The sequence below is a fragment of the Microbacterium sp. sgz311019 genome, from assembly GCF_056135325.1.
Genome location: NZ_JBWAXO010000005.1, coordinates 130,411 through 152,460, shown reverse-complemented (window position 1 = coordinate 152,460; position 22,050 = coordinate 130,411). Strand labels below are relative to the sequence as shown.

Genomic DNA, 22,050 nt, shown 5'->3' with positions numbered 1-22,050 from the left:
TTTCATCCCGCTGCCTCGGCGACCCGGACCGCGCTGAGCTGCTCGGCCGCCTTGCGGGCGCCGCGGACGGCGATGGCCACGCTCATGAGCGTCGGGTTCATGGTGTTCGCGGTCGGGATGAGCGCGTTGCCGCCCACCACGAGGTTCTCGGTGCCCCACACGCGCGAGTACGGGTCGGCGACGGAGGTGCCGTCATCCGTCTCCCCCATGCGCATGGTGCCCATGTAATGAAGGCTCGAGCCGTTCGGCAGCAGGCGCGGCTCTGCGACGAACGTGCCGAGGGCGGCGCCGGCGCGGCGCAGTTGATCGGTCGCGCGGGCGATCTCGTCGTTCTCGACGTCGGTGAGCGCGTACTCGATGGTCATGTTCGGGAACCCGCGGTAGTCGAGTTCGCCCTCGTCGAAGCGCACGCCGTCCTCGGCACGCGGATGCTTCCGCACGCCGTAGCCCATGTTCACGTAGCCCCAGCGGTTCCCGGCGTGCGGATGCGCCGGGTCGAGCGTGAAGGGCGGGTTCTCGGCGTACATCACCTGCAGGGAGAACGGGTGATCGGGCTCGGAGAACGGGATGCGGTTGACCGCCGCAACCGGGTCGGCGGCGTTCTGCGCACGACGGGCGAGCTCGTCGGCGAGCTCCTCGTCGGAGACGAGGGCGCGCATCCGCTCGCCGTCGAGGGCGACGGTGCTGATGACGACGTGGTGCTCGGTGAGGTAGCGGCCGAGGGCGGCGGGACGGATGCCGGACGCCCACAGGAGCTGCGGCGAGCGGAAGGCGTCGGCGGCCACGACCACGAGGTCCGCCGGAACGAAGCGCTGCTCCTTTGTGCGCAGGTCCTCGACCGTGACGCCGGTGACGACGCCGTCCTCATGCTCGATGCGACGGACGAGGGTCAGGTCGCGCAGCTCGAAGCGCTCGGCCTCCGGCGTGCCCGGCTCGATGAGCGGGCCGAGCACGACGTCTGCGCCGGCCCACACCATCGTGCCGTCGGGCTGCGGGTCGCCGGCGACCGGCAGCGTGCCCACGCCGTAGCCCTCCGGCAGCTCGGCGCCGAACTCGCGATCGAGCAGGGTGCGGATGCCGGCACCGATGGCGGAGTCGGCGAAGGCCGCGCTCTGGACGTGCAGCAGCCGCTGCGCCTCGGCGAGCAGGAGGTCCCACTCGTCCGCGGGGATGAACGCCACCTTCTCGCTGAACGCCGGCGCCGGCGTCGCGCAGGTCCAGTGGGCACCCTGGCCGCCGACGTTCGTCGCGGCCGCGACCGCGGGGAAGGTCGGGGCGTGCGCCGACGCCTCGCCGCCGAAGTCGAGCAGATGCGTGCCGCCGCGGGCGGTGAACATTCCCTCGACGACGACGCCGGCGGGGATGCCGAGCGACTCCCGGTAGGCGCCCGCCTGCGGGCCCTGCGACATCTCGCGGGCGCGCTGCTTCTCCGCCGGATCGGCGATGTTGCGCACGCTGGCGCCGGGGCGGTCGGTGAGCTGCGGCCCCGCCTCGAACATGATCACGCGGATGTCGGGCGAGGACTCGAGCAGCACCCGCGCGTAGGCGGAGCCGATCGGGCCGCTGCCGACCACGACGACGGTGGATGGTGTGGACATGAGAGCTCCTTCTCGGGACATCGCGCTCACGCGGCTTCGGGTTCGGGCACGGCGACCTCGGCGGCGCCGCCCATGATCGGGTCGAGGTGGTCGGACAGCCGGCGGTCGGGCAGCAGGGTGGCCGCGACGATCCCGATCGCGTAGGTGACCGCGAGTCCGGCGAAGATCGGCGCGAACACGCCGCGGTAGATCTCGGCGATCGTCGCCTGCAGCTCAGGCGACGCCGCGTGCGCGACCGCCGGCGTGAGGGTCGCGGCATCCACTCCCGCGGGCAGCAGCGCGGCCACGCCGAAGCCGATGAGCGCGCCGATGACCGCGGTGGCGATCGTCGAGCCGACCTGCCGAACGAGGTTGACGGTCGCCGTGATCGTGCCGGTGTCGCGGGCGGGTGCCGCGCTCTGGACGACCGCCACGATGAGGCTCATGAAGGCGCCGGTGCCGAGGCCGACGACGGCCATGACCGACATCGGCACCCACAGCGGCATGCCGCCGGGGAGCAGCGCCATCACGGCGAGCCCTGCCGCGCCGATGGCGGTGCCGGCGATCGTGTACGGGCGGTAGCGACCGGTGCGGCTGGCCAGCCATCCCGTCGCGAGGTTGCTGACGAGCATCCCGAACACGGTCGCGATCGGGACCAGCCCGGAGACGGTCGCGCTCGTGCGGTAGGCCATCTGGACGTAGGTGGGCAGGTAGGCGGTGATCGAGAACAGGCCGACGCCCACGATCGCCGAGACGACCGTTCCGGCCGCGATCGTCCGGTTCGCGAAGAGGCGCAGCGGCACGATCGGCGCCGGTGTGCGCAGCTCGACGATGAGGAAGACGGCGAAGGACAAGATGCCGGCGGTGAGTGCCAGGACGCTGCCCGGGCCGCGGCTCCCCATCCACGTGACCGCGAGCACGAGTGCGACGAGCGCGATCGTGAGGCTGACGGAGCCCGCGATGTCGAAGCGCTCGGCTTCACCCCGCTCGACGTGCGGCACGGCGATGATGGCGAACGCGAGTGCCACGAGGCCGACGGGCACGTTCACCCAGAACACCCACGGCCAGCCCCAGTAGTCGGTGATGAGGCCGCCGAGGACCGGGCCGATGAGGATGGCGACCGGGAATGCGGCGCCGATGATCGCGAGGTACTTGGGGCGCTGGATCGGGGTGGTGGTCTTCGCGATGATCGTCTGCGACATGAGCTGGAGGCCGGCGGAGCTCATGCCCTGCACGACCCGGGCTGCGATGAGCCAGCCGAAGTCGCGTGCGAAGCCGCAGCCGACCGACGCGAGGATGAACACGGCCAGCGACGCGAGGAACACCGCGCGCGGGCCGATCCGGTCGCCGAGTCGCCCGAGGACGGGCAGCAGCACCGTGCTCGCCAGCGTGTAGCCGACGACGATCCAGCCCATCTGCTCGAGTGCTCCGAGCTGGCCGGCGACGGTCGCCAGCGCCGTGGTGACGACGGTGTTGTCGAGCGCTCCGAGGAAGGAGACGGTCAGGAGCGACGCGACGAGGAGACGGAATCTCAGCGGTGAAAGCGGCATGGTGTCGCCCGAACGATCGGGCCCTCGACGTGACCTGCTGTGCCCTTACGCGACCTCGCGCAAGGAACGGGCCGGTGGCCCCAACGTCATGTCGATTCTATGCCTACTTCTGTCATAAATCAACTAAAGGGGGGACGACCAGACCTGTTCGATCGGGATGCGGCGCCCCCGCACGTTCTCCGCAGCCCGGTGGCCCGAGAGCATCGCCGCCGGCACCGTCGCAGGATCGTCTGTCCAGGTGGCCTCGCCCGCGAGGTGCAGCACGCCTCCGACGGGCGTCGCGAGATCGTCGTGGTCGGCGGTCGTCGACCCGACGGTCATGTACGCGTAGGCGCCGCGCGCGAACGGGTCGTCCTGCCATCCCGTGCGGTGGATGCGCGTCGGCTCCGGCACGGCATCCCCGTACAGTCGCCGCAGCTGCGCGAGCACCGATGCCACCACCTGATCCTCGGTCCACGATCGCGTCTCGATCGCGGCGGGACCGGCGGCGAACGTGAGCAGAGTCGGCTCGCCGTGCAGCCCGGTGAGGTCGTACCACGAGTGCCACCAGCGCCCCTCGGGTCCCTGCTGGCGGATCGCGTAGACGTCGTCGTCCCAGAATCTCGCCGGGAACCGCAGGAACACCTTCTCGAAGGCGTTCATCCTCAGCCTGGCGAGCGCACCGGCGACGGGCTCGGGCAGCGGGGGCTCGATCACGACATCGCCCGACTGCAGCACGCCCACGGGCACCGTGACCACCGCCTCGTCGGCCACGAAGGTGCCACGATCGCTCACCACCGTCACCCCGGCGCCCCACTCGACGCGCGACACGACGTGTTCGAGACGGATGTCGAGCCCCTCCGCGAGCGCGGTCGGAAGGGCGTCGTACCCGTCGGGAAAGACCACCTCGTCGCCGTCGATCGTGTCGTCGTCGAGACCGTGGGCCGCGAGATCCTCGATCCACGCGCCGTACTGCTCCTCGGAGCGGTGCTCGAGGTACTCGCGCACGCGCTGCGCTCGCTCGGCGCGCCAGCCGTGACGGGCGATCGCCTGCTCCGTGACATCGCGGTAGGAGGCATCGGGTGCCGACGACGCGATCACCGCGCGGAGCGTCTCGTCGACCGCATGGATGTCGGCCGCGAACGCGGCGGCCTCGGCATCCGTCAGCCGGATGCCGTCGGGACCGTAATAGGCGATGGGCCGACTGTCCGGCTGGTAGCCCCCGACCGTGAACTCGGTCATCCGCATGCCGAAGGCCTCGGCCGCCGCAGCAACGGGGCTGCCTGCGATGCCGTGGATCCAGGAGGCGCCGAGGTCGGTCGCGAGGCCATCGCCACGGTCGGTCCAGACCCGTCCGCCGACGCGGTTGCGCGCCTCGAGCACCACGACCCGCCGCCCGGCCTTCGCGAGCAGCCGGGCGGCCGTGAGGCCGGCGACGCCCGCGCCCACCACGATCGTGTCGACGTGTTCCATACGTCGATCATGCCGCGAGAGGGCGAGGCCCTCGCATCCATCGCGATGCGGGGGCCTCGGGATCACGGCGTCAGGAGACGACGGCGAATCCGCCGGTCCAGGCGATCTGCTCGCGCACGGCGAGCACCATCTGCAGGAAGCCGAAGGCCTCGAGCTCGCGGGCCCGACTGAGGGAGCCGGCATCCGCCACGGTCACCCCGCCTGCCTCGACGAAGCCGCGCACGAGCGCCTTGGCCCCGTCGTCGTCGCCCGCCAGGATGACCCGCGTCTCCGCATCGCCCACGACGCCGCTCGCGAGGGATGCCGCGAAGTTGGTGTTGAACGCCTTCACGACGTGGGCGCCCGGGAGAAGCGTCGCGAGCTCCTGCGCGGCAGAGCCGTCGGCCGGGACGACCAGGCCGTCGAACGTCTCGAAGTCGACGGGGTTCGTGATGTCGACGACGGCCTTGCCGTCGAGCTGCGAGCCGTAGATGCCCGCGAGCTCGGCGAGAGCCGGGTACGGCACGGCGAGGACGACCACATCGCCAGTCAGCGCATCCCCGACCGTCGCGGCCGTGCCGCCCACCTGAGCCGCCAGCTGCGCCGCACGCTCGTCGCGGCCGACGATCTGAACGGCCGCGCCGCCCTTCGCCGCGATGCCCGCGATCGCCGATCCCATGTTCCCCGTTCCGATCACGGTGACTGTGCTCATGTGTCCTCGCTCCTTCGATGTTTGTTGTAGAGGCAACTAATGAGTTCAAGCGAGTTGCCGCGGAAACTATTCCCCACCCCTGCGAGAATGTCGCCATGTCGTTCCAGGTGCCCCGGATGGATGCGCTCGAGTCCCGAGCGTGGCTCGCGATCATCGGCACCGCCGAACTGCTGCCGGCCGCCCTCGACGCCCAGCTGCAGGCCGACGGCGACATGACGCACTTCGAGTTCATGGTGCTGACCGCGCTCCGCCAGTCCGGCCCGATGCGGATGACGCAGCTCGCCGCGGCCTCGAACGCGACGCTCCCCCGCCTGTCGAAGGTCGTCACCCGCCTCGAGGCCCGCGGACTCGTCGAGCGGTCGAGCGGCGAGAGCGACGGACGAGCGGTCTCGGTCGAACTCACCGGCGACGGGCGGCGTGCGCTCGTGCGGGCGACCCCGGGTCACATCGCCCGCGTGCGCGAGCTGGTCATCGACCGGCTCACACCCGCCCAGCTGGACGCCGTCGCATCCGCCCTCGAGCCGGTGGTCGAGGCGCTCGACCCGCACCACCGCTTCGGCCCCTCCTGAGCCGCACCGGACGGCCCCGCGCGTCTGCGCACGGGTCTAACGTGAGACACATGGCCGACGCTCGCTCGCAGCGCCTCGTGCTGCTCATCGCCATCCTCGCGTCATTCGTGGCATTCCTCGACGGCACGGTCGTCAACGTCGCCCTCCCGGCGATGCAGAGGGAGCTCGGCGGCGGCCTCGTCACCCAGCAATGGGTCGTGGACGCCTACTTCATCACGCTCGGCTCGCTGATCCTCGTCGCGGGATCGCTCAGCGACGTCTTCGGGCGTCTCGTCATCATGCGCGTCGGCCTCGTGATCTTCGGCGCCGCATCGGTCGCGATCGCCCTGGCGCCCGACCCGCTGTTCCTCGTGATCTTCCGCGCCGTGCAGGGAGTCGGCGGCGCCTTCCTCGTGCCGAGCTCGCTCGCGCTCATCACGTCGAACTTCCGCGGCCCGGCGCAGGCGCGTGCGATCGGCATCTGGACGGCGGCCACGACTGCCGCGATGCTCGTGGGGCCCGTGATCGGCGGGCTGTTCGTGGACTTCCTCTCGTGGCGGTACGTCTTCCTCATCAACGTGATCCCCATCGCGGTGACGCTGTGGCTCCTCGCGATCCTGCACCAGCGCGATGTCCGCGAGCCGGGCGTCGCCGTCGACTGGGCCGGTGCGGTGCTGTGCACGATCGGTCTCGGGGCGACGGTGTACGCGCTCATCGAGCAGGGCAACCTCGGATGGAGCAACCCGGCGATCTGGGGCTCGCTGGTGGTCGGCATCCTGTGTCTCATCGGCTTCGTCGTGCGCCAGGCGACGGCCCGCCAGCCGATGATGCCGCTGCAGCTCTTCTCTGTGCGCAACTTCTCGGCGGGCAACATCGCAACCCTCTTCATCTACGGCGCGCTGGCTCTGAACGGTCTCGTCCTCACGGTCTACCTTCAGCAGAGCGCGGGACTCTCGGCGACGATGGCAGGCCTCGCGACCCTGCCGGCGACCCTCATCATGATGGCGCTGAGCCCGCGCGTCGGAACGCTCAGCGGGCGGTGGGGACCGCGCATGTTCATGACCGTCGGACCCGCGCTGATGGGTGTCGGCATCCTGCTCCTGCTCACCGTCTCGCACGATTTCAACTACTGGACACAGGTCCTGCCGAGCGCGATCCTGACAGGGCTCGGCCTCGTCATCACGGTGGCGCCGCTGACCTCGGCGATCCTCGGGTCGATCGATCCCCAGCGGGCGGGCATCGCGTCGGCGGTCAACAACGCGGTCGCCCGGATCGCCGCGCTCATCGGCGTCGCCCTGCTCGGCCTGATCGCAGGTGGCGTGCTCGACCTCGCGGGGTTCCAGAGGATCGCAGTGTTCACCGCTGTCCTGATGGTCGCCGGTGCGGTGACATCGTTCATCGGCATCCGCAACCCCGCGCACACGCCCGCCGATGCGTCGGAGCCGGATGCGACAGGTGCCGGCCTCGCGATGGATGCCGGGGTCGGCGAGGCGTCGCCCGCCGCCGAGGGCCCCGTGGCCGGCGGGGCCGCGGCCGAGGGCACCTAGGCTGAGGCCATGAGCGGCGACGGCACCGAAGCAGGATGGTTGAAGAGGTTCTTCAGCGACCCGATGGCGGATGCGGTCAAGGGCACCGCGAAGATCCTGTCGGTCTCCGATCCCGTCGGTCGCGCCCCCTACTCGAAGTGCGTGCTCGAGGTTCTCGCCGAGGCACCGGGAATCGAACCGCGGACGGTGACCTTCGAGGCCGTGCTGCGGATCAAGCACTGGCCGCGGGTCGGAATGGTGGTGCCCGCGCGCATTCCGCCCGGCCGCCCCGACCTGGTGTCACTCAACCTCGAAGCCTTCACCCGCTGATCGCTGCTGTGGGGCGCAGCGCTGAGGACTCGTGCCTGCACCCGACGTGAATGAAGACGTCCGCGTCGTTCTAGCTCAGTGCGAAGCGAACGACATCGACCCGCGCATCGTCGGGCATGCTCGGGTAGTGCTGGCGGAGACCGTGAACGTATGCCTCGACTGTGTCGTCGTCGTTCAGGTGCAGCCTCTCAGGAGTCAGCTCGTCGATGCGGCAGTTGTCGACCGCCGTGACGTGGCCACGGAGAGAGGGGCGATCATCATCCTCGAAGTAGAAGATCACTGGCCCGATGGGTACGCGCTCGTCCCAGCGCACCGATGAGGTCTTGGTGCCGTCCGCAACGGTCTCGTAGTACCGCTTGTTGAACCGTAGAACTCGCTCGGCAGCCGAGTCGGCGAAGAAGTAAGCGTCCGGCAGAAGCTTGGCGATCGGCCGCATCTGCGGGCCCGCATCCGAAGGAACCGCGACTAGGACATCTGGATGAAGATCGAGCATCACCTGACGGCACCGGCCGCACGGCGGGATCAAGCCGCGGGAGCGATCGCCTGCGGCAGCCATTGCGACAAGTGGGCCGGCGTTGGCCGCGGCGGCAGCGCCGAGGGCAACGATTTCCGCACACGGCCCCCCCGTGAAGTGGTGCACGTTCACAGCGGTGTGGATGCGCCCTTCGGTGTCCAATGCAGCTGCCGCCACTGTGTGGTTGGGATCGTCTCCAAGAGTTCGTGCGAGCGCTTCCGCGGCCTCGATAACGCGAAGCTCGGTTTGAAGGGGTTGCACGACTCAATCCTGGCAGGCACACGGAATCGCCGCCCAATGATCGATCGCGCGCGTTCAGTCTGATCACACCGCTCCGCGGAGCGTCGGCCTGTCGAGAGCGTCGTCGATACCGTCTTGTTATCGTACTTCTGTTCGAATTCTATCGCACGGTGGTACAGTTGAGTATGCAATTCTTCTCCGAGCTTGAGCGGCAGGTCGACGTCCTGCGCGCGGCCCTCGGGGAAGAAGTGGATGCCGCGGCGTGCCCTACGAGGATTCTCGCGCTGGGGGACGACACCATCATCCGGGTCCTGGAAGCCGCCTCCGCCCTCGTGAGGGCCGGGGAGGCCGTGCGGATCGCGGCTGCGGGAGTCGCCGCCAGCCGTTCCTCTCGCGATGCGGGGCACGTTGGTCTCGCTCAGGTGCGCGGCCATCGCTCCCCCGTCTCGCTCGTGCAGGAGATCACCGGTTCCACCCGCGCCGACGCCGCCAAGCAGGTGCGCCTCGGACAGGCATTGTTGGACGGCGGCGATTCGACCGACGCCGGCCGGCCTTCGAATGCGAGCCGATCGACGGATCTGGACGAGACGGTGGATGCCGAACGCTCTGGCGATCCGGTTGCCGGGGAACGGCCCTGGCACGCCGTACTGGGAGATGCACTCATGCATGGGGCGATCACGTCAGCACAACACGACGCGATCTTCCGAGGGCTGGGGCGCCCGCCCGCGTATGAAGATTCCGCCACGTGCTCCCACGACGACGGCTGCGGCGAACGGCGCATCGACGGCCCGCGGTGCATCGACGGCGATTGTGCGTGCATCCAGCAGCGGAATGCCGCCACCGGGCACGCGTGGGGCGCCGCCGCGGAGCAGCTCATCGGCGACGCCTCGACGCGCACCGTCGAGGAGCTCGGCAAAGCCGCCCGCACCCTTCGCGACATGCTCGATCCCGAGGGCGCCCAGCGCCGGTTCGACGAGCGGTTCGAGGGGCGCGCGTTCCGCACCTGGACGGATGCCGACGGCATCCATCACGGGTCCATCCGCTTCGACGACCTCGGCTTCGCATGGATTCGATCCGTCCAGGACACCGCGCTGCGACCGCGACGAGGCGGACCGCGTTTCGTCGACCCCGATGAGAAGGCGAAAGCAGACGAGCTCGCCACTGATCCCCGGACGAACGACCAGCTCGCCTACGACTTGCTGCTGGACGTGCTCCGCACGGGCTCCCTCGCCGACCCAGCCACGGTCTTCGGCACCCGCCAGGCGGGCGTCCGCGTCATCGTCACCGACGATGCCCTCACCGGTGCCGCGCGGAGGAGCGGTGACCCCTTGTCCTCCTCCGGAGACCTCGTCGCCGACGCCGGGATCGCCTTGCTCGAAGAGGGCGAGGCCCTTCCCGCGTGGCTCGCGGCACAGCACGCGTGCAGTACCGGGACCGTCGAGTGCACGCTGGATCGGGACGGCAATCCGCTCTACCTCGGCAGGGAAGCTCGCACGTTCTCACCGAAGCAGAACATCGCGCTCGCGATTCGGGACGGTGGATGCCGGTGGCCCGGCTGCGATCGGCCACCCTCGTATAGCGAGGCGCATCACATCGACAGATGGGCCGACGGCGGCTGTACGGACATCGATCGCGGCATCCTGCTCTGCAGATTCCACCACATGAACCTGCACCACGGCGGCTGGCGGATCACGCGCGAAGGATCAGGGCCATTCCTCCTGCATCCACCCGGCCGAGCTGACGCGATCGTGCTGGCGCCACCGATCGAGCGACGATATCTGTACGGCGACCTCCAACCACCCCCGACCCGATTCCGGCCGGCCGCGTGACAGGCGGGCTGGGGCAACTCGGGGACCGTCCGCCCAGACGACGTCTCGAGCGCCGGCGAGCGGCAACGCCACCTCAGGCGAGCTTCTCGCGCGCCTCCGCCTGGCGCCGCAGCTCCGCACGGGCGAGCGAGTCCTTGTGCACCTCGTCGGGGCCGTCGGCCAGCCGCAGCGTCCGGACCGCGGCGTACATCTCGGCCAGCGGGAAGTCCTGCGACACCCCGCCCGCCCCGAACAGCTGGATCGCGTCATCCAGAATGCCCTGCACAACCCTCGGGGTTGCGATCTTGATCGCCTGGATCTCGGTGTGCGCGCCGCGATTGCCGACGGTGTCCATGAGCCACGCGGTCTTCAGGACGAGCAGTCGCAGCTGCTCGACCTGCACCCGGGCCTCGGCGATCCAGTCGCGGACCACCCCCTGCTCCGACAGCGCCCGACCGAACGCGACACGGCCATCCGCCCGTGCACACATCAGCTCGATCACCCGCTCCGCCATCCCGATCGCGCGCATGCAGTGGTGGATCCGCCCCGGCCCGAGCCGCGCCTGTGCGATCGCGAACCCCATCCCCTCCCCCGCGATCAGATTCGACGCGGGCACGCGCACATCCTCGAAGAGCACTTCGGCATGCCCGCCGTGCTCATGATCGTCGTATCCGAAGACCTGCATGCCGCGGACGACCGTCAGCCCGGGCGCATCCCGCGGCACGAGCACCTGCGACTGCTGGCGGTGACGGTCGGCCGCCGCATCCGTCTTCCCCATCACGATGAAGATCGCCGCGTTCGGATTCATGGCCCCGGTGATGTACCACTTGCGGCCATTGATCACGTAGTCGCCGCCGTCGCGGACGATCGAGGTCTCGATGTTCGTCGCATCCGACGACGCGACATCCGGCTCGGTCATCGCGAAGGCCGAGCGGATCTCCCCCGACAGCAGCGGCTCGAGCCACCGCCGCTTCTGCTCGTCCGTCCCGAACTCGTTGAGCACCTCCATGTTGCCGGTGTCCGGCGCCGCACAGTTCACGACTGCGGGGGCCAGTGCCGGAAGCCTGCCGGTCAGCTCGGCGACCGGCGCGTACTGCAGGGTGGTGAGCCCGGCGCCGCGCTCGCCCGGCAGGAAGAGGTTCCACAGCCCCCGCGCCTTCGCCTCGGCTCGCAGCTCGTGCAGCACAGGCACCGCATCCCACGCCCACCGGTTCCCCGACTCCCCGAGCTGACGGTGGAACGTCTCCTCGGCGGGCTCCACGCGATCGCGCATGAAGTCGCGCAGCGCCTCCCGCACCTCGAGGGTGCGGTCGTCGAACTGGAAATCCATGGATCCTCCGAACGGGTCAGTCGAGGGCGTCGAGCCCCGAGCGCAGCAGCGGCTCCACCAGCTCGCCGATGCGATCGAATCCGGGGCCGACCGTCTGGCCGTGCCGGTACCGGTAGTGGATCCCCTCCAGGATCCCCGCCGCCTTGTACGACGCGAGCCCGAGATAGAAGCCGAACCGCGACAGATCGCGGTCGCTGCGGGATGCGTACCGCTCGACCACCTCCGCCTCGGTGAGGAAGCCCGGCGCGAGGTTCGCGTCCGCGACGACGGGGCCCGCCGCCGCGGCGATGCGCCCGTAGACGATCATGAGCGCGAGATCGGTGAGCGGGTCGCCGAGCGTCGCCATCTCCCAGTCGATCACCGCGGCCGGCCGGTCGTCGGCGCCGATCAGCACGTTGTCGAGCCGGTAGTCGCCGTGCACGATGCCGGCGGCGCCCTCGGGCGGCACGTCGGCGGCGAGCCGCCGCTGCAGCTCGTCGGCGTCCGGCAGATCGCGGCTGCGGGATGCGTCGAGCTGCTTCTTCCACCGCGCCACCTGACGAGAGAGGAAACCCTCCGGCCGGCCGAAGTCGCCGAGGCCCACCGCATCCGGAACGATCGCGTGCAGGTCGGCGAGCGTGTCGACCACCCGCGTCGAGATCGCCCGCGTGCGCTCGGGCCCGAGCGCCTCGAGCTGCAAAGCCGCGGTGTAGACCACGCCCTCGACCCGCTCCATCACGTAGAACGGGGCGCCGATCACACCGTCGTCGTCGCAGAACGCCAGCATGCGCGGAACCGGGACCGCACTGCCCTGGAGGGCGGACATGACCCGATACTCGCGACCCATGTCGTGCGCGGTCGCGAGGACGTGCCCGAGCGGCGGTCGCCGAACGATCCACCGGCCGGCGCCGTCCGTCACGTCATACGTGAGGTTCGACTTGCCGCCGGCGATCAGAGTCGCGGTGAGCCCGCTCCCCTCGCGGAACGACCCGCCGGGCGCCCCGCCGGCAACCCCGCCGGCAGACCCGCCGTCAGACCCGCCGGGAACCCCACCGAGCGCCCCGCCGGAACCCGCGCCGGGAACCGCACCCGCGAGCCAGCGCTCGAGCCGGGCGAGGTCGAGACCGGGAGGGGAATCACCCACGGGTCGTCCCGAGCGTCTCGCCCGTGCCGAGAGTCGCACCGCCGTCGATGACGAGGGTCTGACCCGTCATCCATCCCGCGTCGTCCGAGAGCAGGAACGCGACGACGCTCCCCACATCGTCCGGGACCCCGAGCCGCCGCAGCGGATACGCCTTCGACACCTCGGCCTCCCGACCCTCGTACAGCGCACGCGCGAAGTTCGTCTTCACGACCGCGGGCGCCACGGCGTTCACGCGGATCGCGGGCGCGAGCTCGAACGCGAGCTCCTCGGTCAGGTGCTTCAGTGCGGCCTTGCTGACGCCGTACATCGCGATCATCGGGGCGGGCTGGATGGCGGCGACCGACGCGACGTTCACGATCGCGCCCCCGTGCGCGCCCATCCATGCCGCGTGCACCTTCTGCACCCACGCGAGCGCGGCGATGACATTGACCTCGAGGATCTTGCGCGCCGTGCCGAGATCGACGTCGAGCAGCGGCCCGTACGCCGGATTGATGCCGGTGTTGTTGACGAGCATGTCGATGCTGCTGAACGCGTCGAGGGTCGTCGCGATCACCTCGTCCTGGTGCGCAGGATCATCCGCCTTGCCCGCGACGAACCGCGCGCTCGCGCCCAGGGACGTCGCCGCCTCGCGCAGGTCATCCCCTCCGCGGGCCGTGATGACCACGTTGGCACCCTCGTCGACGAGCCGGCGGGCGATGGCGAAGCCGATCCCTCTGCTCGCGCCCGTGACGATCGCGGTCCTGCCGGTGAAGCGTGAACTCATGGTTCGAGGATGCCGGTACACCGCCTCGCCGTCTACGTGTCGTGCGGGACGGTCGCGGCGGAGTCTGGACGGGCGCACCGCTGGGCGGGATGCTGGGACCATGAGCGCATTCCAGACAGCCGGCGTGTTCAGCGGCTTCAGCGTCGACGACATCGACGCCGCCCGTCACTTCTACCGCGAGACCCTCGGCCTCGATGTGCGGGACAACCCGATGGGCTTCCTCGACATCCATCTGCCCCGCGGAGGCATGATCCTCGTCTACCCGAAGCCCGACCATACCCCGGCGAGCTTCACGATCCTGAACTTCCCCGTCCCGGACGTCGAGGCGGCTGTCGACGATCTCAACGCGCGCGGCGTCGTCACGAAGATCTACACCGACCCGGACTACGGCACCGACGCCAAGGGCATCGTGCACGGCGAACCGGGTCGCGGGCCCGACATCGCGTGGTTCACCGACCCGGCCGGCAATGTGCTGTCGGTGCTCGCCGAAGGCTGAACGAGGAGGCGGGGATGTCTGCAACCGACGGTCTGATCGACCCGGCGGGGAACGGTGTCGAGGAGCTCGACGCCGATGAGTGCTGGCGTCTGCTGACGCTCGGCAAGATCGGCCGCCTCGCCGTCCTCGGCCACGACGGCCACCCCGACCTGATGCCGCTCAACTACCTCGCCCACGACGGCGTCCTGTACTTCCGCTCCGCGCCCGGGGGCAAGCTCGAGAGCATCGCTGCCCACCCCGAGGTGGCCTTCGAGATCGACGGGCAGGATGCGCGGCGCCGCTGGAGCGTCGTCATCCGCGGCTCGGCGCGCCGGCTGACCGACCCGGCGGAGATCGAAGCATCCGGAGTGGCCCGGCTCATGTCGTGGAGCCCCACGAAGAAGGGGGAGTTCGTGCGAGTCGACCCGTCGACCGTCTCCGGCCGCCGCTTCACCAAGCGGTTCGAGACGACGACGAGCTCCGGCGGTGACACCGCGTCGGAGGTGCAGGAGTTCACCGACCACGACGGCGTGCAGCCGAAGCCGTGGCCGATCCCGCACCACCCGCCGGCCGGGAAGGGCGTGTGAGCATCGAGGCCGGAGACGCGCATCCGGTTCCTGTGCGCTCCCTGAGAGGGCGCGTGATCGCATGAACCGGGGAGGTGCGATGGGCGAGCCGCTGCCGGCGCTGCTGTACGTCGAGGACGACCCGGACATCGCGGAGATGACGGTCGAGGTGCTCTCCGACGCGTACCGCGTCGACCACGTCATCGACGGGGAGGAGGCGCTCCAGCTCGCCCTGCGCAACCGCTACGACGTCATGGTCGTCGACCGGCGCCTGCCGGGGCGCGACGGCGCGAGCCTCGTTCAGGCCATCCGCACGGCGCGCATCACGACGCCCATCCTGATGCTCACCGCCCTCGGGACGGTCCCCGACCGCGTGGAGGGACTGGATGCCGGCGCCAACGACTACCTCACCAAGCCGTTCGACTACGACGAGCTGCTGGCCCGCCTGCGGGCGCTGCGGCGCGGGTTCCAGGCCGAGGGCCGGCGGCGCGAGATCGGCGACTGGATCTACGTTCCCGACTCGTCGTCGGTCCACTCCCCATCCGGACTGCGGATGTCTCTGACGGCGACCGAGAACGCGCTCCTCGAACTGCTGTCCGCCAGCCCCGAGCGCGTCTTCAGCCGCGACGAGATCATGCGCGCGGTCTTCTCGACGGCGGATGCCGAGGGCGCCGTCGACACCTATGTCCACTACATCCGGCGCAAGACGACGCCCGAGATGATCGAGACCGTCCGCGGCCGCGGCTATCGGCTGGGGATGCCGACGTGACTGACTCGCCCGATCAGCGACGCGTGCGCCGCTCGGCGCGGCAGATCGCCCTGTGGACGGGCATCGCATCCGCCGTCGTCCTCGCCGGTGGTGTCGCCATCCTGATCGCAGTGATCCTGCTGACCGCGCGGCCCGAAGCAGGCCCCCCGGCACCCGACGGCGACGACCGGCGCGGGTCGCCCTTCGACCACATCGTCGTCGACGTCGACCGCGTGCTTCCGTGGGTCGTCGTGCTCGGGATCATCGGCGTGCTGCTGCTCGGGCTCGTCGCCTGGTTCGCGGCGCGTCAGGCGGTCGCACCGCTCGGCGAGGCGCTGCGCGTGCAGCGGAACTTCCTCGCCGACGCGAGCCACGAGCTGCGCACACCGCTCACCGCGCTGACCAGCCGCGTGCAGATCCTGCAGCGCCGCAACGCCCGCGGCGAGCCGATCGACGACACGCTCGACAAGCTGCGGCGGGATGCGTCGACCATGGACGACATCCTCACCGAGCTGCTGCTGGCCGCCCAGGCCGACAGCGCTCCTGTTCCCGACGAGCCGGCCGACGTGGGACCGGCTCTGGCTGCGGCCGTCGACATCGTGCGGCCGATCGCCGAGGAGGCGGGCGTCGCGATCGACTCCTCCGTGGCAGGGCGGATGGATGCGGTCGTGCCCGCGGTGACCCTCACCCGGTTGTGCGTCGCGCTGCTCGACAACGCGGTGCAGCACTCGCCGCGCGGCGCGGCCGTGGTCGTCACGGCCGACCGTGAGCGGCGGCAGGTGGAGCTCCGCGTCGCCGACAGCGGCTCGGGGATCGCGCCCGGCGACCGCGAGCGGGTGTTCGAGCGCTTCGCGCGGGGAGCCGACACGGGTCGCCGTCGCGGCTTCGGGCTGGGCCTCGCCCTCGTGCAGGACGTGGCGAACCGCTACGGCGGGTCGGTCGAGATCGAGTCGACGTCGCCGGCAGGCTCGACGTTCCTGCTCACCCTTCCGCTCGCCCGCTGAACCAGGTCAGGCGCGCGCCTTGTCGATCGCGCTCTGCAGCGACTCGAGGTACCCCTGGCTCGTGTACGTCGCGCCGGAGACCATGTCGATCTGCGCGCTCTGCGCCGTCACCGTCTCATCGACGAGCTGCGGCAGTGCGTAGGAGTTGATCTGCTGGTCCTGGCCGCTGGAGTTCGGGTACCGCGGCACAGCCACCTGGCTGATCACGCCGTTCGACACGAGGATCTTCACCTGCACCGCGCCGAAGCGCGTGTTGGCCGAGGCGCCCGTGTACGTGCCGTCCTTGAGTCCGCTCGAGGACTGGCTCGACGAGCCCGACGACCCGCTCGACGAGCCCGACGATGTGCCGGCGGATGCCGACGGCGTCGGCGCCGCCGCCGCCGCGGAGGGGGTCGCGGAGGGGGTCGCCGAGGGGCTCGCGCCGCCCGTCGTGGTGGTCTTCGTGCCCGTGACGACGGGGGATGCGGTGGGCTGGTCGAGCGACGTGCGGTAGCTGAACAGCAGCACCAGCCCCGCGACGGTGGCGAGGATGCTGTAGACGATCTTCTTCATGACGGCTCCTCAAGTCTCAGACGGCGAAGGCTTCGCTGTGGATGCGGTCGGCCCGCACCCCCGCGGCGCGGAGGTCGTGCTCGAGGCTCTTCATCCACGGGATAGGCCCGCAGATGTACACGTCGTACGCCTCGATGTCGGGGGCGATGTGGCGGAGCAGGTCCGCCCCGCCCCACGCGCGGTGCGACGCCGGCAGCCAGGAGGATCCCTGCGTGGCACGCTTGCCGGGCAGCGAGTAGTGCAGCAGCCCGCGGCGCGACACGAGCCCGGTGATCTCGCGGCTGCGGATGGTGTGAGCCTCGGTGTGGTCGCGGGTGACGAGGATCGCCTCGCCCGGCGCGTAGTCCTCGGCTTCCAGCAGGGCCACGAGCGGGGCGACGCCCGCCCCGGCGCCGAGCATCAGCAGCTTCGTGCCCTGACGCCGCTCGCCGGTCATCCCGCCGTAGGGGCCCTCGATCATCACGCGGGTGCCGGGCCGCAGCCGCATCAGCCGGTGGGTGCCGTCGCCCACGCGGCGGGCCGAGATGACGAGCTCCTCGCCCGTGGGCGCGGCGGAGAGTGAGAAGGGGTGACCGCGCGACCATCCCGGGCCGTCGAGGAAGCGCCAGATGAAGAACTGTCCGGGCCGCGCGCGAAGCCCGCGGATGGCGCGTCCCCGCATCCGCACGGCCACGCCGTCGCGCCCGTCGCGCTCCACCTTCACGACCCGCAGCTGGTGGCGTGCACTGCGCAGCAGCGGCACGGCGACGCGGTACCACAGCACGCACGCGGCGGTCACGGCCCAGAGCGTCCACCAGTAGATCGTCGACGTCGGCGACGAGATGAAGTCGGCTCCGGTCCAGAGCATGTGCGGGATGGCGAGTCCGACGCCCAGGTATCCGTAGAGGTGCAGCAGGTGCCACGACTCGTAGCGCAGCTTGCGCCGAGCCCGACGGATCGAGGTCGCCACGACGAGGATGAGGAAGCCGGTGCCCGCGGTCGCGAGCAGCATCCCCGGATAGTCCCACACGAACTGCCACGCCTGCACGAACACGTTGATGTTCGCGGTGATCGAGTACCCGATCGTGGTCAGGATGATGTGCGCGACCAGCAGCCAGAACGACCAGAAGCCGACGAGGCGATGCATCCGCGTCATCTCGTCGCGCCCGAAGCCTCTCTCGAACAGCGGCACCCGCGCCATGAGCAGCACCTGGTACAGCAGCAGGTTCGCCGAGACGAGACCCGTCAGGCGTCCGAGCGTCGTCCACGTCCCGCCATCCATCGCCAGGAGCGACTGGATGCCGGCGCCACCGACCCACATGGCCAGGACGATCAGGCTCGTGCCCCAGATGACGACGATCGCGGCGAGGTTCCAGACGCGACGCGCGCGGCCGGCGCGCCGTCGCTCCGGCAGGAGCGGGGGCAGCTCGGACGTCGCAGAGGAGGAGACGAGAGAAGCCATGCCTGAATGCTCGGGTGCACGGTGACAGAAACCACCAAGAATCCGCTCACACGGGCCATCTCACGGAAAGCTCATAGCCGACCCATGAACTGCGCCCACAGCAAGGCGCGGAGCCGCTGCACGAGTACGACCGCCGATGAAGCACGACCGCCGATAAGGTGGGCTTGCAGGGCTCGCACGCCCGTCGGGGAGGGTCATGACCGCCGAACCGCAGCATTCGCCGCATCCGCGTGACCGCACGGAATCACCTCTGGTGCGGGTCTGGCACAGCAGCGGAGCCCGACTCGAATCGCTCTCCACGCGATGGGCGATCGGGGCATTCGTCGTGGCCGGCCTCATCACGGTCGTCGTCATGTTCGGCTCGCGGTGGCCGCTCGCCGGCAACAACCGATCGGTCGGCAACATCGCCGCGTGGGTCACCTCGGCGCTCGCGGGGCTGTCGTTCGCGACCGCGTACGTCGTGGAGGCGCGCCGCGGCTACGACTCCTGGCGGCGGAAGCTGCCGATGGCCAAGCGCGTGCTCGACGTGGTCGCCACATCGGTGGCGATGGGGATGCTGTCCTACCTCGGCGTGCTCGCCGTCGCGAGCCTCTTCCAGCTCGGGTTCCACGGACTGACGATCGATCCGCTGGGCGGCGGCGCACTCGCCGGCGCCGCGGCGGCCACCTTCACCTACGTCGCCGTGCTCGCCGGCTCGCGGGTGACCGGCGAGGGCCTCTCGATCCTCGCCACGCTCGTGCTGTTCATCGGCACCATCAGCAGCATGCTCAGCACCCCGGACCAGTCCTGGTGGCAGTGGCACTTCTCCGAGCTCGGCAACAACCACGCGGCATCCGCCTACCGCTTCAACCTGGCCCTCATCCTCACCGGCCTCGTCATCATGGTGCTCGCGAACTACGTGGGCCACGACATCGAACTGGGCCTGCGCGCCCGCAAGGTGGACAAGAGGAGGCGGGTGCGCCTCGTGCGTCTGTTCTCCTGGCTCTACGCCGGGATCGGCATCTTCATGTCGATCGCCGGGGTCGTCACCGACGGCATGAGCTTCCCCTTCCACGTGGCCGCGGCCACGAGCATGACGGTGACGGTCGGCGTCATCGTCTTCTTCGCACTGCGGTACCTTCCCGAGCTGCCCCGCGACATCACCGTGTTCTCGCTGCTCATGCTCGCCGGCACCGCCGTCGCGGTGCTGCTCTGGGTGCCGCTCCACTACTACAACCTCACCGGCATGGAGTTCATCGCCGCGGGTCTCCTGTTCGCCTGGCTCACCGTCTTCGTGCGGGCGATCGCGGCGTACGCCCGGCCGTCGGCGCCTTCGGCGCCTGAGCGGGCGATGGACGACCTCGCCTGAGCAGACGCATTCGAGCAGGGCAGCGGCCCAGACTCAGTCGAGCAGGGCCGCGGCCAGCGCGTCCTCGACCGCCGCGCGCGTCACCCCCGGCGCCTCCACCTGCATCGTGCCGAACGTCGCGGTATCCCAGGCGAGGTCGAGGGCCGCGTTCGCCTCGAGCAGCACGGCGATGAACCGGGCGACGGACCCGAACGCGAGCATGCCGCTCAGCAGCCGGGCGCCGCGGATCGCCCGCTGGGACGTGCCCACGAGCTTCACGGCCCCGCGCGCGTTGATGCTGTACTCGCCCGGGCAGTACTCCCCCGCCACCTCGCCGAGCCGGGCGTCCACGCCGAGGGCGCCCAGGGCATCGGCGATGCTGTTGCCCGCACGCGCGAAGTAGTCCGAGGGGTCGAGGGTCGCGTCATCCCGGCTGATCAGATCGACGACGAGACACGACTCGTCGTACGCCACGGCCCTGCCGCCGGTCGGCCGGATCCGCGGATCGAACCCCAGACGAACCGCGGCCGCCGAGGCTGCCGCAAATCCCGGCATCCTGCTCTCCCGCCGCGTCATGGCGAGCGTGGCGGCCGGGGTGTACAGCCGGAGCACGCGCTCCTCGGCGATCTCGCCGGACGCCACGCCCCGCAGCAGCTCGACCGACCGCTCGAGGTCGTCGCCGCCCGGCTCGGGCTGGCGGATGAGCAGGCCGGGCACGCGCGTGAGTCTGCCCTCGCTCGTCCCCACCGGTCGCCCTCCTCGCACTTCAGGCCATCCTGCTGGCAAACGCGGCCGCCCGCCACCGGAGTCACCGTGCCGCAGCGCGCTCAGGGTGCAGCGGAGAAGGCGGAGAAGAACCGGTCGCGGAAGGCATCCATCCTCCACGCCGGAGCGGCGGCGCCGGGCCGCAGCCCGTCCTGCCAGCGCCAGCCGTCGATTGACCGCAGCACGGCAGGATCGCGCGCGATGATGCTGACGGGCACGTCGTGCGACGCGTTCTCACCGCTGACGATGGTGGATGCCTGGTGGTCGCCGAGCGCGATGACCACGAGGTTCGGGTCGTCCACGTTCTGCAGGAACGAGAAGAGGGAGCCGAGCGAGTACTGGATCGACCGGCCGTACGCGTCGCGGATCGTCTCGGTGTGCTCCCACACCGCCTGCGGCGTCCCGCCCTGCTGCGGCTGCCCCGCGAACACCGATCCGTCGCCGAGCTTCGACCACGGCACGAGCTGCGGCAGCGGAGCCCACGGCGTGTGCGACGAGATCAGGTCGAGGTCGGCGAACACCGGCCGGTGGCCCGGCGCCAGCATGCGATCGGCGAAGGCCTTGAACGTGTACTGATCGGGGATGCGGGCGTACCCGAAGATCGGCCCCTGGTAGCCCACGTTGCGGAAATCCAGCAGGGTCTCGTAGTGGTAGAACGAGACGCCGACATCCCAGCGCTTCGTGTCGCGGGGCACGTCGCTCACCGTCTTCCAGCCCGCCTGGCGGAAGGCGCCCGCGAGCGTCAGTCGCTGCGTGGCGGTGACCTTGTCGTATTCCGCCTGGCTGGTGATCCAGAGCCCGCTGTGCAGGGTCGAATGCGCGAGCCAGCTGATGCCGCCGAAGGTCGGCGAGGTGAGCCAGGCGCTGCGCATCCCGTAGCCGTCCGTCGCCAGCGCGTCCGTTCCCTGCTGGAGCACGGCGTCCACGCCCGGCGAGAAGGTGCTGCCCTCGACCGCGGCACGACCGTAGCTCTCGATGAAGACGACGACGACGTCCTTGCCGCGCAGTCCGCCGAGCAGGTCGGACGGCCGCGCGCGGGCATACGAGTCCACCGCGACCGCGCGATCGAGGGCGGACTGGGCGCGGATGCTCGTCGCGGCCCGCGAGACGGCTGCCCCGATCGCGTCGGCGGATGCGGCGGCCGCCGCGGGTTGGAATGCCGAGGACGGCACAGCCGACGACGGGACGGCCGATGCCGAGACCGCCGACGACGGGGAGCCGACGAGGGCGAAGGCGATCCACGCCGCGGTCACCCCGGCGAGGGCGGCGCTCCCGGTGCGCCGGTGCCGGCGGATCTCGGCATCCGCCCGCAGCGCGGCCCAGGCGAGCGCGACCGCCAGACCGACGCCGACGCCGACCACGAGCACGAGTGCGGCGATCGCCGCAGCCCGTCCGATCGCCTCGGCGACGACGCTGAACCCGTCGCCGAGCGACTGCGGATCGGCGGGGTCGAAGCTCGTGGAGAGCGTCGTCCGGTAGACGCGGTCGATGGCCGCGAGCGCGACGGCGACCACGACGAGTGCCCCGAAGACCCCGGCCAGGGTGATCCGCACCCACCGCAGCGGGATCAGCGAGAGCACGAGCACGACGACGAGAGACTCCGCGGGCAGGCGAACGAGGGCCAGCGCGGAGCCCACCTCGATCGCGCCGGGCACGAGGGGCAGGGCGATGAGCAGCACCACCGCGACGATCAGCGCAGTGCGCTCCCGGGCCGTCATCC

The 22,050-nt window shown here is 70.5% G+C and carries 21 protein-coding genes; 9 read left to right on the top strand and 12 right to left on the bottom strand.

The genetic code is table 11. The annotated features are described in order from the left end of the window. Window positions 1-2: 2 nt before the first annotated feature. The 4 genes from AC0NZN_RS09670 to AC0NZN_RS09655 form a co-directional block, all read right to left on the bottom strand. Complete coding sequence (locus AC0NZN_RS09670; protein ID WP_474592085.1) at window positions 3-1,598, bottom strand: GMC oxidoreductase; 1,596 nt, start codon at window positions 1,596-1,598, stop codon at window positions 3-5. A gap of 26 nt (window positions 1,599-1,624) precedes the next feature. Then, on the bottom strand, window positions 1,625-3,127 hold the full coding sequence (locus tag AC0NZN_RS09665; protein WP_474592084.1) for an MFS transporter: 1,503 nt from the start codon (window positions 3,125-3,127) through the stop codon (window positions 1,625-1,627). Between the two features lie 123 nt (window positions 3,128-3,250). Further along, on the bottom strand, window positions 3,251-4,579 hold the full coding sequence (locus tag AC0NZN_RS09660; RefSeq protein ID WP_474592083.1) for a flavin monoamine oxidase family protein: 1,329 nt from the start codon (window positions 4,577-4,579) through the stop codon (window positions 3,251-3,253). A gap of 70 nt (window positions 4,580-4,649) precedes the next feature. Beyond that, window positions 4,650-5,270, bottom strand: coding sequence for an NADPH-dependent F420 reductase (locus AC0NZN_RS09655; RefSeq protein WP_474592082.1), 621 nt, complete (start codon window positions 5,268-5,270; stop codon window positions 4,650-4,652). Window positions 5,271-5,365: 95 nt separating this feature from the next. On the opposite strand from AC0NZN_RS09655, the gene AC0NZN_RS09650 reads away from it, so the two are divergent. From AC0NZN_RS09650 to AC0NZN_RS09640, 3 genes are read left to right on the top strand one after another with little or no spacing between them, the layout of a single operon-like run. Further along, window positions 5,366-5,839, top strand: a complete 474-nt coding sequence (locus AC0NZN_RS09650) for a MarR family winged helix-turn-helix transcriptional regulator (RefSeq protein ID WP_474592081.1) — start codon at window positions 5,366-5,368, stop codon at window positions 5,837-5,839. Between the two features lie 50 nt (window positions 5,840-5,889). Beyond that, window positions 5,890-7,365, top strand: a complete 1,476-nt coding sequence (locus AC0NZN_RS09645) for an MFS transporter (protein ID WP_474592080.1) — start codon at window positions 5,890-5,892, stop codon at window positions 7,363-7,365. Window positions 7,366-7,374: 9 nt separating this feature from the next. Continuing rightward, a complete protein-coding gene (locus AC0NZN_RS09640) occupies window positions 7,375-7,674 on the top strand; it encodes a hypothetical protein (protein ID WP_474592079.1) in 300 nt (99 codons plus the stop codon). A gap of 70 nt (window positions 7,675-7,744) precedes the next feature. On the opposite strand, the gene AC0NZN_RS09635 is transcribed toward AC0NZN_RS09640, so the two are convergent. Further along, the gene (locus AC0NZN_RS09635; protein WP_474592078.1) at window positions 7,745-8,449 is read right to left on the bottom strand and encodes an ASCH domain-containing protein; all 705 of its coding nucleotides are present in this window, start codon (window positions 8,447-8,449) and stop codon (window positions 7,745-7,747) included. A gap of 164 nt (window positions 8,450-8,613) precedes the next feature. Here AC0NZN_RS09635 and AC0NZN_RS09630 point away from each other — a divergent pair, with 164 nt between their 5' ends. Further along, window positions 8,614-10,257, top strand: coding sequence for an HNH endonuclease signature motif containing protein (locus tag AC0NZN_RS09630; RefSeq protein WP_474592077.1), 1,644 nt, complete (start codon window positions 8,614-8,616; stop codon window positions 10,255-10,257). 73 nt (window positions 10,258-10,330) lie between these two features. On the opposite strand, the gene AC0NZN_RS09625 is transcribed toward AC0NZN_RS09630, so the two are convergent. Genes AC0NZN_RS09625 through AC0NZN_RS09615 form a run of 3 tightly spaced genes read right to left on the bottom strand, consistent with a single transcriptional unit; the run spans window position 10,331 to window position 13,452 of the window. Next, entirely contained in the window at window positions 10,331-11,566 is a 1,236-nt protein-coding gene (locus AC0NZN_RS09625; RefSeq protein ID WP_474592076.1) for an acyl-CoA dehydrogenase family protein, read from the bottom strand. Window positions 11,567-11,582: 16 nt separating this feature from the next. Then, on the bottom strand, window positions 11,583-12,689 hold the full coding sequence (locus tag AC0NZN_RS09620) for a phosphotransferase family protein (protein ID WP_474592075.1): 1,107 nt from the start codon (window positions 12,687-12,689) through the stop codon (window positions 11,583-11,585). Continuing rightward, a complete protein-coding gene (locus AC0NZN_RS09615) occupies window positions 12,682-13,452 on the bottom strand; it encodes an SDR family oxidoreductase (protein ID WP_474592074.1) in 771 nt (256 codons plus the stop codon). The genes AC0NZN_RS09620 and AC0NZN_RS09615 overlap by 8 nt, the downstream gene beginning before the upstream one ends. A 100-nt stretch (window positions 13,453-13,552) precedes the next feature. On the opposite strand from AC0NZN_RS09615, the gene AC0NZN_RS09610 reads away from it, so the two are divergent. The 4 genes from AC0NZN_RS09610 to AC0NZN_RS09595 all read left to right on the top strand — a co-directional run bounded on the left by AC0NZN_RS09610 (window position 13,553) and on the right by AC0NZN_RS09595 (window position 16,245). After that, window positions 13,553-13,948 carry a VOC family protein gene (locus AC0NZN_RS09610; protein ID WP_474592073.1) on the top strand — a complete coding sequence of 132 codons (396 nt, stop codon included), beginning with the start codon at window positions 13,553-13,555 and terminating at the stop codon, window positions 13,946-13,948. Between the two features lie 14 nt (window positions 13,949-13,962). Beyond that, window positions 13,963-14,514: a pyridoxamine 5'-phosphate oxidase family protein gene (locus AC0NZN_RS09605; RefSeq protein WP_474592072.1), complete on the top strand. Its 552-nt coding sequence runs from the start codon at window positions 13,963-13,965 to the stop codon at window positions 14,512-14,514. Window positions 14,515-14,575: 61 nt separating this feature from the next. Continuing rightward, window positions 14,576-15,262, top strand: a complete 687-nt coding sequence (locus AC0NZN_RS09600; protein WP_474592071.1) for a response regulator transcription factor — start codon at window positions 14,576-14,578, stop codon at window positions 15,260-15,262. Next, window positions 15,259-16,245: a sensor histidine kinase gene (locus AC0NZN_RS09595; RefSeq protein ID WP_474592070.1), complete on the top strand. Its 987-nt coding sequence runs from the start codon at window positions 15,259-15,261 to the stop codon at window positions 16,243-16,245. The genes AC0NZN_RS09600 and AC0NZN_RS09595 overlap by 4 nt, the downstream gene beginning before the upstream one ends. A gap of 6 nt (window positions 16,246-16,251) precedes the next feature. On the opposite strand, the gene AC0NZN_RS09590 is transcribed toward AC0NZN_RS09595, so the two are convergent. Continuing rightward, complete coding sequence (locus AC0NZN_RS09590) at window positions 16,252-16,797, bottom strand: FMN-binding protein (protein ID WP_474592069.1); 546 nt, start codon at window positions 16,795-16,797, stop codon at window positions 16,252-16,254. A gap of 16 nt (window positions 16,798-16,813) precedes the next feature. Then, a complete protein-coding gene (locus AC0NZN_RS09585) occupies window positions 16,814-18,238 on the bottom strand; it encodes a ferredoxin reductase family protein (protein ID WP_474592068.1) in 1,425 nt (474 codons plus the stop codon). A gap of 196 nt (window positions 18,239-18,434) precedes the next feature. Here AC0NZN_RS09585 and AC0NZN_RS09580 point away from each other — a divergent pair, with 196 nt between their 5' ends. Then, window positions 18,435-19,586 carry a DUF998 domain-containing protein gene (locus AC0NZN_RS09580; RefSeq protein WP_474592067.1) on the top strand — a complete coding sequence of 384 codons (1,152 nt, stop codon included), beginning with the start codon at window positions 18,435-18,437 and terminating at the stop codon, window positions 19,584-19,586. A 33-nt stretch (window positions 19,587-19,619) separates the two neighbouring features. On the opposite strand, the gene AC0NZN_RS09575 is transcribed toward AC0NZN_RS09580, so the two are convergent. Next, the gene (locus tag AC0NZN_RS09575) at window positions 19,620-20,312 is read right to left on the bottom strand and encodes a lipoyl protein ligase domain-containing protein (RefSeq protein ID WP_474592066.1); all 693 of its coding nucleotides are present in this window, start codon (window positions 20,310-20,312) and stop codon (window positions 19,620-19,622) included. A gap of 80 nt (window positions 20,313-20,392) precedes the next feature. Further along, window positions 20,393-22,048 carry an alkaline phosphatase family protein gene (locus AC0NZN_RS09570; RefSeq protein WP_474592065.1) on the bottom strand — a complete coding sequence of 552 codons (1,656 nt, stop codon included), beginning with the start codon at window positions 22,046-22,048 and terminating at the stop codon, window positions 20,393-20,395. Window positions 22,049-22,050: the final 2 nt, after the last annotated feature.